The 13,906-nt window shown below is 69.9% G+C and carries 13 protein-coding genes and 1 pseudogene; 10 read left to right on the top strand and 4 right to left on the bottom strand.

Translation table 11 applies throughout. The features are described 5' to 3' along the window. Positions 1 to 159 precede the first annotated feature (159 nt). Positions 160 to 2,742, top strand: coding sequence for an FG-GAP-like repeat-containing protein (locus tag AB0M27_RS17050; protein ID WP_365722426.1), 2,583 nt, complete (start codon positions 160 to 162; stop codon positions 2,740 to 2,742). Between the two features lie 42 nt (positions 2,743 to 2,784). Here the strand turns inward: AB0M27_RS17050 and AB0M27_RS17055 are convergent, their stop codons facing one another. From AB0M27_RS17055 to AB0M27_RS17065, 3 genes are all read right to left on the bottom strand, one after another. Further along, entirely contained in the window at positions 2,785 to 3,171 is a 387-nt protein-coding gene (locus AB0M27_RS17055) for a hypothetical protein (protein WP_365722428.1), read from the bottom strand. 145 nt (positions 3,172 to 3,316) lie between these two features. Beyond that, a complete protein-coding gene (locus tag AB0M27_RS17060; RefSeq protein WP_365722430.1) occupies positions 3,317 to 3,871 on the bottom strand; it encodes a hypothetical protein in 555 nt (184 codons plus the stop codon). 101 nt (positions 3,872 to 3,972) lie between these two features. Beyond that, positions 3,973 to 5,571 (bottom strand): glycoside hydrolase family 20 protein, encoded by a 1,599-nt coding sequence (locus AB0M27_RS17065; RefSeq protein ID WP_365722698.1) that lies wholly within the window; start codon positions 5,569 to 5,571, stop codon positions 3,973 to 3,975. A 208-nt stretch (positions 5,572 to 5,779) separates the two neighbouring features. Here AB0M27_RS17065 and AB0M27_RS17070 point away from each other — a divergent pair, with 208 nt between their 5' ends. The 9 genes and pseudogenes from AB0M27_RS17070 (at position 5,780) to AB0M27_RS17110 (ending at position 12,300) form a co-directional block, all read left to right on the top strand. After that, entirely contained in the window at positions 5,780 to 6,352 is a 573-nt protein-coding gene (locus tag AB0M27_RS17070; protein WP_365722432.1) for a 2-oxo-4-hydroxy-4-carboxy-5-ureidoimidazoline decarboxylase, read from the top strand. Between the two features lie 191 nt (positions 6,353 to 6,543). After that, positions 6,544 to 6,924 carry a succinate dehydrogenase, cytochrome b556 subunit gene (gene sdhC, locus AB0M27_RS17075; protein ID WP_076087831.1) on the top strand — a complete coding sequence of 127 codons (381 nt, stop codon included), beginning with the start codon at positions 6,544 to 6,546 and terminating at the stop codon, positions 6,922 to 6,924. A gap of 5 nt (positions 6,925 to 6,929) precedes the next feature. Then, positions 6,930 to 7,412, top strand: coding sequence for a succinate dehydrogenase hydrophobic membrane anchor subunit (locus AB0M27_RS17080; protein ID WP_365722434.1), 483 nt, complete (start codon positions 6,930 to 6,932; stop codon positions 7,410 to 7,412). Between the two features lie 19 nt (positions 7,413 to 7,431). Beyond that, positions 7,432 to 9,186 carry a succinate dehydrogenase flavoprotein subunit gene (sdhA, locus tag AB0M27_RS17085; protein WP_365722436.1) on the top strand — a complete coding sequence of 585 codons (1,755 nt, stop codon included), beginning with the start codon at positions 7,432 to 7,434 and terminating at the stop codon, positions 9,184 to 9,186. Further along, positions 9,186 to 9,965 carry a succinate dehydrogenase iron-sulfur subunit gene (locus AB0M27_RS17090; protein WP_365722438.1) on the top strand — a complete coding sequence of 260 codons (780 nt, stop codon included), beginning with the start codon at positions 9,186 to 9,188 and terminating at the stop codon, positions 9,963 to 9,965. The genes sdhA and AB0M27_RS17090 overlap by 1 nt, the downstream gene beginning before the upstream one ends. Positions 9,966 to 10,088: 123 nt before the next feature. Then, a complete protein-coding gene (locus tag AB0M27_RS17095) occupies positions 10,089 to 10,499 on the top strand; it encodes a VOC family protein (protein WP_365722440.1) in 411 nt (136 codons plus the stop codon). Positions 10,500 to 10,583: 84 nt separating this feature from the next. After that, positions 10,584 to 10,990, top strand: a pseudogene (locus tag AB0M27_RS17100) (hypothetical protein). Positions 10,991 to 10,995: 5 nt separating this feature from the next. Next, positions 10,996 to 11,505, top strand: a complete 510-nt coding sequence (locus AB0M27_RS17105) for a DUF393 domain-containing protein (RefSeq protein ID WP_365722700.1) — start codon at positions 10,996 to 10,998, stop codon at positions 11,503 to 11,505. 33 nt (positions 11,506 to 11,538) lie between these two features. After that, positions 11,539 to 12,300, top strand: a complete 762-nt coding sequence (locus tag AB0M27_RS17110) for a TetR family transcriptional regulator (protein WP_365722442.1) — start codon at positions 11,539 to 11,541, stop codon at positions 12,298 to 12,300. Here the strand turns inward: AB0M27_RS17110 and AB0M27_RS17115 are convergent, their stop codons facing one another. Continuing rightward, positions 12,301 to 13,845 carry an ABC transporter substrate-binding protein gene (locus tag AB0M27_RS17115; protein WP_365722444.1) on the bottom strand — a complete coding sequence of 515 codons (1,545 nt, stop codon included), beginning with the start codon at positions 13,843 to 13,845 and terminating at the stop codon, positions 12,301 to 12,303. Positions 13,846 to 13,906: the final 61 nt, after the last annotated feature.

Raw genomic sequence — 13,906 nt, forward strand, 5'->3', positions numbered from 1 at the left:
GATGTCCGGCCGGACCGATGCGCTGTGTGCAAGTGGCACCCGTGACTGGTGATGCCGTCGTGTTCTTCGTTCAGGGGTGGGTCAGTGAGTCCTCGAAGTACCCGTGCGTACAAACCGCTCAGCCTGAGGAGACGGGCGTGGCTGACGGCCGGAGCCGTCGTGCTGAGCGTTGCCGGAATCGTCACGTACGCGATGGCGGACCCGGCGGCGCAGTCCGACGGCAAGGGACAGAGCCGCAAGGCGGCGGTCCGCACGCTGAAGCTCGAAGGCCGGGGCTCGGGCCGCGAGGGGCTCGGTCAGAAGGACACCGACCGGTTCAGCGCGCTACTGCTGACCTGGGACGACGCCCACGCGAAGGCCAAGGGCACGCCGGAGGTACGCACCCGCGACCTGGAGAGCGGCAAGTGGTCCGGATGGCAGGAGCTGCCGGAGGACCCGTACCAGGCCGACGGCGCGGAGGCGCGGCGTGCCGGTGCCGCGCGGGGCGGTACGGCCTCACTGTGGACCGGTGACGCCGACGGCGTCCAGGTGCGTGTGGTGAACGCCGACGGCACCGAGGCGGGCGGCCAGCCGGCCGGCATGGACGTCAGGCTCCTCGACCCGGGCACCGACCCGGCGGGCAGCCCGCAGCCGGCCGCGTTCGCTGCGGACGTCACGCCGACGGCGACCGACCCGGCGTCCCCCTCGCCGACGGACACGCCGACGCAGACGCCGACGGCGACCGATCCGGCGACCACCTCACCGACGCCGACGGACTCGGCGTCGACGTCCGCCTCCCCCTCCCCGAGCAGCACGGTCCCGGCCCCGCGGCCCTCCACGGTCGCCAAGCCGCCGATCATCACGCAGGCCGAGTGGGGCGCCTCCACCGACTACGACGGCACGCCGGGCTACGGCACCGAGATCAAGGCCGCCGTCATCCACCACACCGGCGTCGACAGCGACAACACGCTGTCCTGCGCCGACTCCCGGGCCCGGATGCGCACCATCCAGCAGGAGCACTTCGCCCGCGGTTACTACGACATCGGCTACAACTTCGTCGTCGACCGCTGCGGGCAGACCTTCGAGGGCCGCAGCGGCGGGATGGACCTGCCGGTCGTCGGCGCGCACGACATCGGGTTCAACACGAACACGGTCGGCGTCTCCTACATCGGCAACTACATGACCGCCCGGCCCTCGCGGGCCGCGCTGGACTCCATCGCCCGGATCGTGGCGTGGAAGTTCGGGATGTACGGCATCGACCCGACCGGCAAGGTCACGCTGACCTCGGGCAGCCCCAAGGGCCAGGACGGCAACCTGATCGACCAGGGGCAGCAGATCACGCTGCCGCGGGTCTTCGGCCACCGGGACACCAACTCCACGCTGTGCCCCGGCGACAACCTCCACAAGAAGCTGTCGCTGATCGCCACGCTCGCCAAGGCCCCGGGCATCTCGCACGCCCTGCCGACCTCGGACGTCGACCGGGACGGCCTGCCCGACCTGGTCGCCGGCACCCCGAAGACCAACTCGGTGACGGTCGTGCCGGGCGGCGTGAACGGCCCGGTGACGGCCAGGAAGACGACGCTCACGCAGAACAGCGCGGGCGTGCCCGGCTCCACCGAGTCCGGTGACAACTTCGGTGCCGCGACCGCCTGGGGCGACGTGAACGGCGACGGGTACGCCGACCTCGCGATCGGCTCCCCCGGCGAGGACGACACCAGCGGCCACGCCGACCGGGGCCAGGTGACGGTGATGTACGGCCCGGCCCTCAACACCGGTTTCTCGTACACCACCTCGGGCAGCGTCACGGCGACCGGTGCCAAGCTCGGCTCCACGGTCGCGGTCGGCGACTTCAACGGCGACGGCAAGGCGGACCTGTTCTCGGCCGGCACGGGCGCGGGCGGCAACTGGAACGTCCGGCTGACCGGTGGTGCCACCACCTCCGGCCCGCTGACCACGGCCACCGGTTCCGTCGCCTACTTGGACGCCGCGACCGGCGACTTCAACCGGGACGGATACACCGATGTCGCCCTCAACTACCGTGACACGGGCGGCGTTTCGCGGGTTGTCCGGTTCGCGGGCTCGGCGAGCGGGCTGACCAAGGCGGGCGTGCTCAGCGTCAAGGGCGGCCGGTCCATCGCCTCGGCCGACTTCAACGCCGACGGCTACGACGACATCGTCATCGGCCAGCCGTACACCTCGGAGTCCGGCGCCTACAAGGGCGGCCAGGTGACCATGCTGCTCGGCTCCTCCACCGGCTTCACCACCACCGGCATGAGGACGATCACCCAGGACACCACCGGGGTGCCGGGTGCCGCAGAGGACGGCGACGCCATGGGCTGGTCGGTCTCCGCCGGCGACTACAACGGCGACGGCTACCCCGACGTGCTGACCGGCGTGCCCAACGAGGACATCACCCGCGACGCCGTGAACCGCTCCAACGCCGGCCAGGCGATCCTCCTCAAGGGCAGCTCCACCGGCATCACCGGGACCGGCGCGATCGCGGTCTCGCAGGACACCTCGGGCGTCCCCGGCTCCACCGAGAGCGGCGACCAGCTCGGTACGGCGGTGTCGCTCACCGACCTGTCCGGGTACGGGCGAGCCGACCTGACGTTCGGCGTGGGCGGCGAGGACGGCGGCGACGGCATCCTGATGTACCTGCCGAGCAACAGCACGGGCCTCGGCTACTCCCAGACTGCGGTGCTCAGCAAGTCCGCCCTCGGTACGCCGACGGACGCGGCCCTGGGCACGAACCTGACGCCGTGACGCTCCCGGCCGGGGCCCGCCGCGCGTGCGGGCCCCGGCCGGTCAGCGGGAGCCGGTCGCGTCCCGGCACAGCAGGCGCAGCGAGCCGTTGCCGTCGTAGGCGCGCCGGGCCTCCTCGATGGGGTCCCAGAGCCGGCCGTCGGGGGTGCGCACCCAGTGCTCGCCCCCGGTCGCCCACCACTCGGCGCCGCTCTGCCGGACGATCACCTCACCGGCGTAGGCGCCGAAGCCGCGCAGCACGCTCTCGACGGCGGCGTACGGCGGTCCCTCGCACCGGATGTCCTCGATCATCCGGTCCACCCGCCACAGACTCTGCGCCGAGTAGTCGAGCCGGACCCGGGCGCCCTCGCGCATGGTCGCCACGGCGTCCGAGGCCCACCGCACGGGCTTCGCCGCGGCGTGCGGCCTGGTCTCCTGATGTGCTGTCACGTACTGGGCTGTCACATAGGGAATAGCGAGCGGGACGAGGCGACCGTCACCGCATTTCGAAACGTTTCGGCAACCGTCGCAAGACTACCCCACGTCCACCCCGGGACACTCACAGGACTCGCGCACACAAGGGGGTTTGGGCCTCTCAGGCCCCGGTGCGCGCCCGTCGCGACACCACCGCGCGCAGCACGCGCCGCCCCTCGATCGACAGATCCAGTGCACGGCGCAGGCCATGGGAACCGTGCTCGGCCAGGAGATCCAGCACCGCCGCCTGCCGCCGCAGCTCCGCCGCGACCAGCGGAGGCAGATCCGCCGTGTCCCCCGCCCGCCCGGCGTCGAGCCCCTCGGCGGCCGGCGTACCGTCCGCCGCCGGGTCCAGCAGCCGGTGGATGCGCAGGGCGGCGACCGAGCAGGCGTCGGCCCAGGGGCGTAGCGCGTCGGCGGTGCGCTCGGCCGGGGCCGCGTCCAGCATGCGCCGGACGAGCAGCGCGGCCTCGTCCTCCGGCTGCCCGGCACCGAGCGCCGCCCGCGCCTTCTCCAGGCCCGCACCCCAGCCGGAGCCGTCGGCAAGACTCGCCCACAGCGGCCGCAGCAGTTCGTCGTCGGCGCCGAGCAGGGGCAGGCACCGATCCAAACAAGCCAGCCCGCTGGCGGCCAGTCCGCGTTCGTCGGCCTGTGCGATCCGTTCCACCAGGCTCATGAAATGTCTCCCTCGCCGGGGCGCCGACCGTTACGGAGCCCGCACTTCCCTTTACTGCGTGATACGGCGCGGGAGTGTCACAGCAGAGGTTTTCGGCCAAGTCAGCCCAGCCGGTTCGCCAGATCGCGGAAGTCGGTCCAGGACATCGCGGGCGTGCGCGGGTCCCACAGCTTCTGGGCGGTGGCCCGCAGGGGCATCCGGATGCCGGCCGCGACCTGGGCCTCGGTCTGCGCGTTCGGGAAGTCGCCCCAGACCGCGAACGACCCGCCGAGGATCTGGCCGTCGTACCTCGCCGGTACGGCGGTCGTGCCGCGCAGCACCCGCGGGTTCCACTGCTCGTAGATCCGCTGTCCGGTCGGATAGACGAAGGTCTGCGGCTGGCCGAGGACGTAGTAGAGGAACTCGTCGTTGTAGTTGATCACCTTGCGGCCCGCGCTCAGATACTCCACGGGCTGCCGGGCACCGATCTCCTTGCCGGTCCAGTAGGCGACCTGCAGGTCCTTGGCCGCCTGCACCGACGTACCGCGATAGAAGCCGTCGTTCCAGGCCCGCATGGTCTTGTCGTGCGCGCGGACGGTGTCGGCGCGGTCGTTGAGCCAGCCGGTGGTGAGGTCGGCGACCGTGCCGCCGGAGCCGTACTTCTGCCGGGCGGCGGCCGCGAGCTGCGGATAGGAGGCCTGCGGGTCCTTCACGGTCAGCGCCTGGTACTCGTCGCCGCCCAGGTGCCACTGGTTACCGGTGAACAGCCCCGCGTACTCGTTCAGCAGATCGTCCACGAGCTTCGCGGAGGCGGGCTTGGAGATGTCGATCGCGCCCTTGGTGGCGATGCCGCTCGCGTTGCGCAGCTGGAGGTCGGGGTGGGCGGCGAGGACGGCGCCCAGATGCCCCGGCGAGTCGATCTCGGGCACGACGGTGATGTACCGGCTGTTCGCCAGGTCCACGATCCGCTGGACCTGCGCCTTGGTCAGATGGTCCGTGGCGACGATCTCGGGGTGGGTGCTGGACTCGATCCGGAACGCCTGGTCGTCGGAGATGTGCAGCCCCAGCTCGTTGAACTTCAGGTCCCCCAGCTCCCGGATCCGGTCCTCGATCCAGGACTCCGAGTACGGCTTGCGCGCGATGTCCAGATTGAACCCGCGCACCGGCTTGGCCGGCTCGTCCCGTACGACCCCCTCCGGGGCCGTACCTCCGCCGTGGACCTCCTGCTTGAGGGTCCGGGTGCCGTAGAAGACGCCTGCCTCGCCGGGGCCGCTGATGTCGACCCGCCCCGAGCGGACGGTCATGGTGTACGACTCCTGGTTCCCGCCCCCGCCACCGAGCGCCAGCCGGACGTCCCCCGCCCGCACGTCGTCCTTCTCCCCGGCGTAGGTCAGCCCCAGCTCCCCGGCGATCAGCCGGCCCTCGTCGGCCAGTTCCCCGTCGCTGATCACCACCCGGTCCGCCTTCTGCGGCTTCCAGCCCGGCCCGCTCGCCGGGGTGTGGGAGCGCACCGCGGGGATCGTGCGCGGCGCCTGGGACAGCGGATAGGCCCGGCTGGGCGTCGGACTCGCCGAGGGCGTGGCCGTCCCGCTGCCGGCCGCCCGGCCGGACGACGGCTGCCGCGCGCCCCCTTCCTGGCTCCCGCCGCCCCCGCCCGACGAGGCCCACACGCCGACACCCGTGCCGAGCGCGACGGTCCCGACGACCGCGGCGGCCACCATCGCCCGCTTCCGTATCACCTGCTGCGCCGGAGCCCGGTGCTTGTGCTGGGTCACTCTGCCAACGTACGACCGATTGGCACGCCGCTCGTCATCGAGACGCTCCGAAACTCTCCCGTCCGGGTGAATTTCAGGTACCACGCGGACACACAGTGACCACTCTCGATAACCTGACGACACACCTTTCACAGCATCCCCTGCCACGCCACATGTGACGCGAGGACCCACGCTGCCCGCCCACCGCCTCCCGTATCTCCCCAAGCCCCTCGACGCCTTCAACGCGGCACCCGCCGACGAGGCACGCGCGCTGCTGCTCCACTGCCTGCACAGCCCGCGCTGGTCCCACCGCGTCGCGGACCACCGCCCCTACCCCGACCTGGACTCCCTCCTGGCCGCGGCGGACGAGGCGGCGTACGACCTGTCACCGAGCGACCTGTCGGAGGCCCTGGCGGGAGAAACCCTTCCCGACCTGCCCGAGGACGCGTACTCGGCCGCCCACATGGCCCTGAGCGCGGCCCACGCGGCCTACGAGGCGAGGTTCGGGCATGCGTTCGTCATCTACTTGGGCGACACCCACCCGGACGAATCCCTCGACCGGATCCTCGAGGCGATGCGATCACGATTGACAAACGATCCCGAGGAGGAACGGGTGATAGCGGCGGACGAACTGCGGCGCCTTGCGAGCGAACGGCTGCTGGTCCTCCTGAGGGGCGCGAGGCCACATCGATCAGCGGCTCCGCCGCGGGGCGCGACCAGCCACAACGCACCCGCCCACGGCAAATAGGGGTACACACTACCCCAGTAGCCGCTTCCGCTCCCCCATCCGGTGCCAATTTGATCACACAAGGTAGGCCCCCCGTAAAGCACGGCGCAGCGTCTCGCTACGATGCAGAGGGCCGGTGGACCGTACCCGGCCGGGCCCGACCGACAGTGAAGCCGGCGCGGCCCTAGTCCCCGCTCCCGGAGGGTTCTTCCGTGCCGGCTGGAACGCTGTACCGCGGCCGGGAAGGAATGTGGTCCTGGGTGGCTCACCGAGTCACCGGCGTCCTCATTTTCTTCTTCCTGTTCGTTCACGTACTGGACACCGCTCTCGTGCGTGTCTCCCCCGAGGACTACGACAAGGTCGTAGCCACGTACAAGACGCCGATCGTCGCGCTGCTGGAGTACGGCCTCGTCGCCGCCATCCTCTTCCACGCGCTCAACGGCCTGCGCGTCATCGCCGTCGACTTCTGGTCGAAGGGCCCGCGCTACCAGAAGCAGATGTTCTGGACCGTGATGGGTGTCTGGGTCGTCCTGATGGCCGGCGCGATCTACCCGGTCCTCGGCCACGCCGCCCGCGTTCTGTTTGGGAGCTGACGCCGATGTCCACGACTGAAACCACCGCGCCCGGCGTCGGCCCCGTCGAGGGTGCCCCCGTCTACAACGTCGACAACCCGGCCCCGCTGATCGAGGCGCCGCGCAAGCGCACCAAGAAGTCCCCCAAGTCGACCCGGGGCAACTTCGAGCTGGCGGCCTGGCTGTTCATGCGCCTGTCCGGCGTCGTGCTGGTCATCCTGGTCATCGGCCACCTGCTCATCCAGCTCGTGCTGGACGGCGGCGTCTCCAAGATCGGCTTCGCCTTCGTGGCCGGCCGCTGGGCCTCCCCCTGGTGGCAGGTCTGGGACCTGCTGATGCTGTGGCTCGCGATGCTGCACGGCGCCAACGGCCTGCGCATGGTCATCAACGACTACGCCGAGCGTCCGGCCTCCCGCATGTGGCTGAAGGCCCTGCTGTACACCGCCACGGTGTGGACCATCCTGCTGGGCACGCTGGTGATCTTCACCTTCGACCCGAACATCCGCTAGGCACGGGGCTGCGAGAATCATGAAGATCCACAAGTACGACACCGTCATCGTCGGCGCCGGTGGCGCGGGCATGCGCGCCGCCATCGAGGCGACGAAGCGCAGCCGCACCGCCGTGCTGACCAAGCTCTACCCCACCCGCTCCCACACGGGCGCCGCGCAGGGCGGTATGGCCGCCGCGCTCGCCAACGTGGAGGAGGACAACTGGGAGTGGCACACCTTCGACACGGTCAAGGGCGGTGACTACCTGGTCGACCAGGACGCCGCCGAGATCCTGGCGAAGGAGGCCATCGACGCCGTCCTCGACCTGGAGAAGATGGGCCTGCCGTTCAACCGGACGCCGGGCGGGACGATCGACCAGCGCCGCTTCGGCGGTCACTCCCGCAACCACGGCGAGGCGCCGGTCCGCCGGTCCTGCTACGCCGCGGACCGCACCGGCCACATGATCCTCCAGACGCTGTACCAGAACTGCGTCAAGGAAGGCGTGGAGTTCTTCAACGAGTTCTACGTCCTGGACCAGCTGATCACCGAGGTCGACGGCGTCAAGAGGTCCGCCGGTGTGGTGGCCTACGAGCTGGCGACCGGCGAGATCCACATCTTCCAGGCGAAGGCCGTCATCTACGCCTCCGGCGGCTGCGGCAAGTTCTTCAAGGTGACCTCCAACGCGCACACCCTCACCGGTGACGGCCAGGCCGCCGTCTACCGCCGCGGTCTGCCGCTGGAGGACATGGAGTTCTTCCAGTTCCACCCGACCGGCATCTGGCGCATGGGCATCCTGCTCACCGAGGGCGCCCGTGGTGAGGGCGGCATCCTGCGCAACAAGGACGGCGAGCGCTTCATGGAGAAGTACGCTCCCGTCATGAAGGACCTGGCGTCCCGTGACGTCGTGTCCCGCTCCATCTACACGGAGATCCGCGAGGGCCGCGGCTGTGGTCCCGAGGGCGACCACGTCTACCTCGACCTGACCCACCTGCCGCCGGAGCAGCTGGACGCCAAGCTCCCGGACATCACCGAGTTCGCGCGCACCTACCTCGGTATCGAGCCGTACACGGACCCGATCCCGATCCAGCCGACCGCGCACTACGCGATGGGCGGCATCCCGACCAACGTCGAGGGTGAGGTCCTGGCGGACAACACCACCGTCGTCCCGGGTCTGTACGCGGCCGGCGAGGTCGCCTGTGTCTCCGTGCACGGCGCCAACCGCCTCGGCACCAACTCGCTGCTGGACATCAACGTCTTCGGCCGCCGCGCGGGCATCGCCGCCGCCGAGTACGCCCACACGGCGGAGTACGTCGAGCTGCCGGAGAACCCGGAGTCCCTCGTCGTCGAGCAGATCGAGCGGCTGCGCAACTCCACCGGAAACGAGCGCGTGGGCACCCTGCGCCGCGAGCTGCAGGAGACCATGGACGCCAACGTCATGGTGTTCCGCACCGAGCAGACGATCAAGACGGCCGTCGAGAAGATCGCCGAGCTGCGCGAGCGCTACAAGAACGTGGCGATCCAGGACAAGGGCAAGCGGTTCAACACCGACCTGCTGGAGGCCATCGAGCTGGGCAACCTGCTGGACCTGGCCGAGGTCATGGCCGTCTCGGCGCTGGCCCGCAAGGAGTCCCGCGGCGGTCACTACCGCGAGGACTACCCGAACCGCGACGACGTCAACTTCATGCGCCACACCATGGCGTACCGCGAGGTCGGCGCCGACGGCTCGGAAACCGTCCGTCTCGACTACAAGCCGGTCGTCCAGACCCGCTACCAGCCGATGGAGCGTAAGTACTGATGGCTACCCCTGTTCTGGACAAGGAAGAGGCGGCCGGCAAGCCCGAGCCCGGTTTCGCCGACTCCCCCTACATCACGGTCACCTTCCGGGTCCGCCGGTTCAACCCGGAGGTCTCGGCCGAGGCGGCCTGGGAAGACTTCCAGCTGGAGATCGACCCGAAGGAGCGTGTCCTCGACGGCCTCCACAAGATCAAGTGGGACATCGACGGCACCCTCACCTTCCGCCGCTCGTGCGCGCACGGCATCTGCGGCTCGGACGCGATGCGGATCAACGGCAAGAACCGCCTTGCCTGCAAGACGCTGATCAAGGACATCAACCCCGAGAAGCCGATCACGATCGAGCCCATCAAGGGCCTGACGGTCCTGAAGGACCTGGTCGTGGACATGGAGCCGTTCTTCCAGGCGTACCGGGACGTCATGCCGTTCCTGGTCACCAAGGACACGAACGAGCCGACCCGTGAGCGGCTGCAGTCCCCCGAGGACCGCGAGCGCTTCGACGACACCACCAAGTGCATCCTGTGCGCCGCGTGCACGTCGTCCTGCCCGGTGTTCTGGAACGACGGCCAGTACTTCGGTCCGGCCGCGATCGTGAACGCCCACCGCTTCATCTTCGACAGCCGTGACGAGGCGGGCGAGCAGCGCCTGGAGATCCTGAACGACCGTGACGGCGTGTGGCGTTGCCGTACGACCTTCAACTGCACCGACGCCTGCCCTCGCGGTATCGAGGTCACCAAGGCGATCCAGGAAGTGAAGCGCGCGCTGATCACGCGTCGCTACTGATCCGTCCGCCGGTCCTCCCGGCTCCGCCGAATCGGCCCGAGGGCCCTGCTTCCGAGCGTTTGGAAGTAGGACCCTCGGGCGTTTTTGTCGCATTTCGCCGCTCGACGGTTCTAATGTGACGACATGTCAGACGATGAGTCGTACGAACTGCTCGGTTTCGACAACGTGCTGCTCCCCGTCGGCGACCTCGGCGAGGCCGTCGGGTTCTACGAGCGGGCCGGCTTCAGTGTCGAGTTCCGGTTCGACGAGGGCGGGATCGCCCTGCTGAAGGTCGGCAAGGAGACCCCCGGGATCCTGCTGCGCGCCGAGGAGACGCTGGGGCACCGGTCGCCGCCGTGGCCCTCGCCGCGCATCTGGCTGGAGGTGCCGGACGCGCGGGCGGCGGCGCGGGAGCTGGCCGCCGCCGGTATCACGCCGCTGGACGAGGTGCTCCCGGTGGCCACCGGCTGGACCGTGGAGATCGCCGACCCGTGGGGCAACGTCCTCGGGTTCACGGACTACAGCAAACGCCCGGAGCTGGGGCGCAGAACCTGAGCGCCGTTGAGTTGAACATGTTCAAAAACAGGTCTACAGTCACCCCTGTCAGCGTTTTGAACGCGTTCAAGAAGGGGTGGAGGCATGGACCGCACGGTCATCGCCTACGTCATCTACCTGGTCGTCAGCATCGCGCTGACCATCTGGGTGGCCCGCACGCTCAGCCGCAACGGCCGGATCTTCCTGGCCGACGTACTGCGCGGCAACGAGAAGCTCGCGGACGCCGTCAACCACCTTCTGGTCGTCGGCTTCTACCTGGTCAACCTCGGCTTCGTGGCGCTGTACCTGAGCGGGGACGAGACGATCGAGGACACCCGTGGCATCTTCGAGGCCCTGTCGACCAAGCTGGGCGTGGTCCTGCTGGTGCTCGGCGTGATGCACCTGGCAACGTGTACGTGCTCAACCGGATCCGCCGGCGCGGGATCATGGAGCGCGAGGAGCGGCCCCCGGTCGACCCGCAGGAGTGGATCGCCCCGGTGGCCGGGGCGTGACCGCCGTGACCACCACTCAGGACCGGGGCGTCACGGGGGGCGTCCCGGTCCGCCGGCTCACCGTCCTGTACGACGCCGAGTGCGGACTGTGCACCCATCTGCGCGGCTGGCTGGTACGGCAGCCGCAGCTGGTGCCGCTGGAACTGGTGCCGGCCGGCTCGGACCGGGCCCGCACCCGCTTCCCCGGGCTCGACCACGCCGCCACGCTCGACGAGGTGACCGTCGTCGGCGACTCCGGCCAGGTCTACCGGGGCTCCCGCGCCTGGATCGTCGTCCTGTGGGCCCTGCGCGAGCACCGGCCCCTCGCCCACCGGCTGAGCACCCCCTCCGGCGCCCGGCTCGCCCGCGGTGCGGTGCTGGCGGCGGCGAAGTGGCGGGGTGCGCAGCGGCGCGACGCCGGCTGGAACTGGGGCGGGACGGTCTACCGGCGGCAGGACGGGTGGGTCTACCGACAGGACACCGGCTGGAGCCACGAGCCGCCCTCCTGCTCCGGCGGGACCTGCGCCACCGGTTAGACCCTTGGGTCGTACTCGTTAGGCTCTTCTACCGTGCCCGCGAAGAACGACGGCCCCGAGACGGCCGGCTCCCCCAGCAGCAAGTCCGAGCAGACCCGCGCGCTGATCCTGGAGACCGCGATGCGGTTGTTCCAGGAGCGCGGGTACGACAAGACCACCATGCGGGCCATCGCCAAGGAGGCCGGGGTCTCTGTCGGCAACGCCTACTACTACTTCGAGGGCAAGGAACACCTGATCCAGGGCTTCTACGACCGGATCGCCGCCGAGCACCAGAGAGCGGTCCGCGAGGTCCTGGACCGGGAGACCGACCTGGAGGCACGACTCGCGGGCGTGCTGACCGTCTGGCTCGACATCGCCCGGCCCTACCACGAGTTCGCCGTGCAGTTCTTCAAGAACGCCGCCGACCCCGACAGCCCGCTCAGCCCCTTCTCCCCGGAGAGCGAGCACGCCCGCGAGCAGGCCATCGCCGTCCACCGCGAGGTGCTGGCGGGCTCGAAGTCCAAGGTCGCCCCCGAACTGCGGGACGTGCTCCCGGAGTTGATGTGGCTCTCCCAGATGGGGCTGGTCCTGTACTGGATCTTCGACCGGACGGAAGGGCGCGAGCGCAGTTACCGGCTGGCCCGGCGCGGGGCCCGGCTGACCGCCCGCGGGGTGGCGCTCGCCCGCTTACGCGTGCTGCGCCCCCTGGTCCTGGAGGTCCATGAGCTGTTCACGGACTTCCTGCCCGGCATGACGAAGGCACTGCCGGATCCCCGGACCAGGGGAACCAAGGGGCGCGACGAGAAGGCCGGCTGATCAGATCCAGTTCAGACGCCACAGGCGGAAGACGCCCGTGCCGTCGTCCAGATACTGGCTGCCGCCCACGTCCTCGATGCTGACCACATACTCCTTGCGCTGCCACAGCGGGATCAGCGGGACGTCCTGGGCGACGTCCGCCTGGATGTCCTTGAAGTCGTTCGCGGCCCGGCTGCGGTCGGAGTACTGCTGGCTGTCCAGGATGAGATGGTCGACCAGCTTGTTGCTGTATCCGGTGCTCATCGTGGAGCCGGTGCCGACGAGCGCGGCGCCGAAGGTGTCCGGGTCGGGATAGTCGGGCACCCAGCCGACCGCCCACGCGTCCATCTTCCCGGTGGCCCAGCGCTTCTGGAAGTCGGTCCACTCGTACCCCTGGACGTCCACCTTGAACAGGCCGCCGGCCTCCAGCTGCTGCTTCAGCGCCGCGGCCTCCTGCTCACCCACGCCCCGGTTCTTGCCGTAGCCGAAGGTGAACCGGACGGGCAGCCTCACCCCGGCCTGGGTGAGCAGCGCCCGCGCCTTCTTCGCGCTCTGCGTCGGGTAGTCGTCGAAGAACGACGTGGTGTGGCCGGTGATGCCGGTCGGGATCAGCGAGTACAGCGGGTCCACCGTGCCCTCGTAGACCGCCGAGGCGAGCTGCTCGCGGTTGACCAGCCAGGCCATCGCGCGGCGCACCCGCACGTCGTGCAGAGGAGAGTTGGCGCGGGTGTTGAGGTACAGGTTGCGGGTCTCGGCGCTGTCGGACTCGGTGACCCGCTTGTTGGGGTCGCTCGGGTTCAGCGCGGAGAGCACGCCCGGCGGCAGCTCCCGGGTGGCGACGTCGACCTGCCCCGCCTTCCAGGCGCTGTCGAGCTTCGCGGAGTCCGCGTAGTAGCGCAGCTCGATCGGGCGGCCGGCACCGCTGAGGTAGCCCTGGTAGTGGCCGTTGGGCTGGAGTACGGCCATCTGGTTCTTGGTGTACGACGTCAGGGTGTACGGGCCGGTGCCGTCGACGGCGGTGCCGCCGCGCAGGGAGTCGGCCGGGTACTTGTCCTTGTCCACGATCGCCCCGGCGCCCGTGGCGACCTTCAGCGGCCAGGTGGCGTCCGCGGACGACAGATGGAAGGTGACGGTCGTCGCGCTGTCGGCGGTCACCGAGGCGAGCGTGGAGAACAGCGACGACGGGCCGACATCGGAGTTGATCTTCTTGACCCGGTCGAAGGAGTACTTCACGTCCTCGGCCGTCATCGTGCGCCCGCTCGGGAAGGTGATCCCGGAGCGCAGCGTGCACTGGTACGTCCGCAGGCCGCTGCCCTGGAAGGCGCAGCTCTTCGCCGCGTCCGGGACCGGCTCGACGCCGCCCGGCTCGAATGTCAGCAGCGACTGGAAGACATTGCTGAACAGGGCCCAGGACCCGGCGTCGTAGGCGCCCGCCGGATCGAGGTCCGTGACGGCGTCCGTCGTACCGACCGCGATGGTCTTGTTCTTGTTTCCCTGCGACGGCAGAAGTTGCCAGCCGCCGATTCCCACGATCGCGAGCACGAGCAGTGTCACGAGAACGCGCATGCGAGCAGATCGCATGGTGGTGCCCTCCCCAGGCCCTTCAAAGGCCCTACCCCTGGCCAGC

Origin of the sequence: Streptomyces sp. NPDC052107 (assembly GCF_040680215.1) — a bacterium.
GTDB lineage: Bacteria > Actinomycetota > Actinomycetes > Streptomycetales > Streptomycetaceae > Streptomyces.

Coding starts and splice junctions, on each gene's coding strand:
- AB0M27_RS17095 (WP_365722440.1), top strand. CDS start 10,089: ATGTCAGACGATGAGTCGTACGAACTGCTCGGTTTCGACAACGTGCTG.
- sdhA (WP_365722436.1), top strand. CDS start 7,432: ATGAAGATCCACAAGTACGACACCGTCATCGTCGGCGCCGGTGGCGCG.
- AB0M27_RS17060 (WP_365722430.1), bottom strand. CDS start 3,871: ATGAGCCTGGTGGAACGGATCGCACAGGCCGACGAACGCGGACTGGCC.
- AB0M27_RS17115 (WP_365722444.1), bottom strand. CDS start 13,845: ATGCGCGTTCTCGTGACACTGCTCGTGCTCGCGATCGTGGGAATCGGC.
- AB0M27_RS17080 (WP_365722434.1), top strand. CDS start 6,930: ATGTCCACGACTGAAACCACCGCGCCCGGCGTCGGCCCCGTCGAGGGT.
- AB0M27_RS17090 (WP_365722438.1), top strand. CDS start 9,186: ATGGCTACCCCTGTTCTGGACAAGGAAGAGGCGGCCGGCAAGCCCGAG.
- AB0M27_RS17065 (WP_365722698.1), bottom strand. CDS start 5,571: ATGGTGGCCGCCGCGGTCGTCGGGACCGTCGCGCTCGGCACGGGTGTC.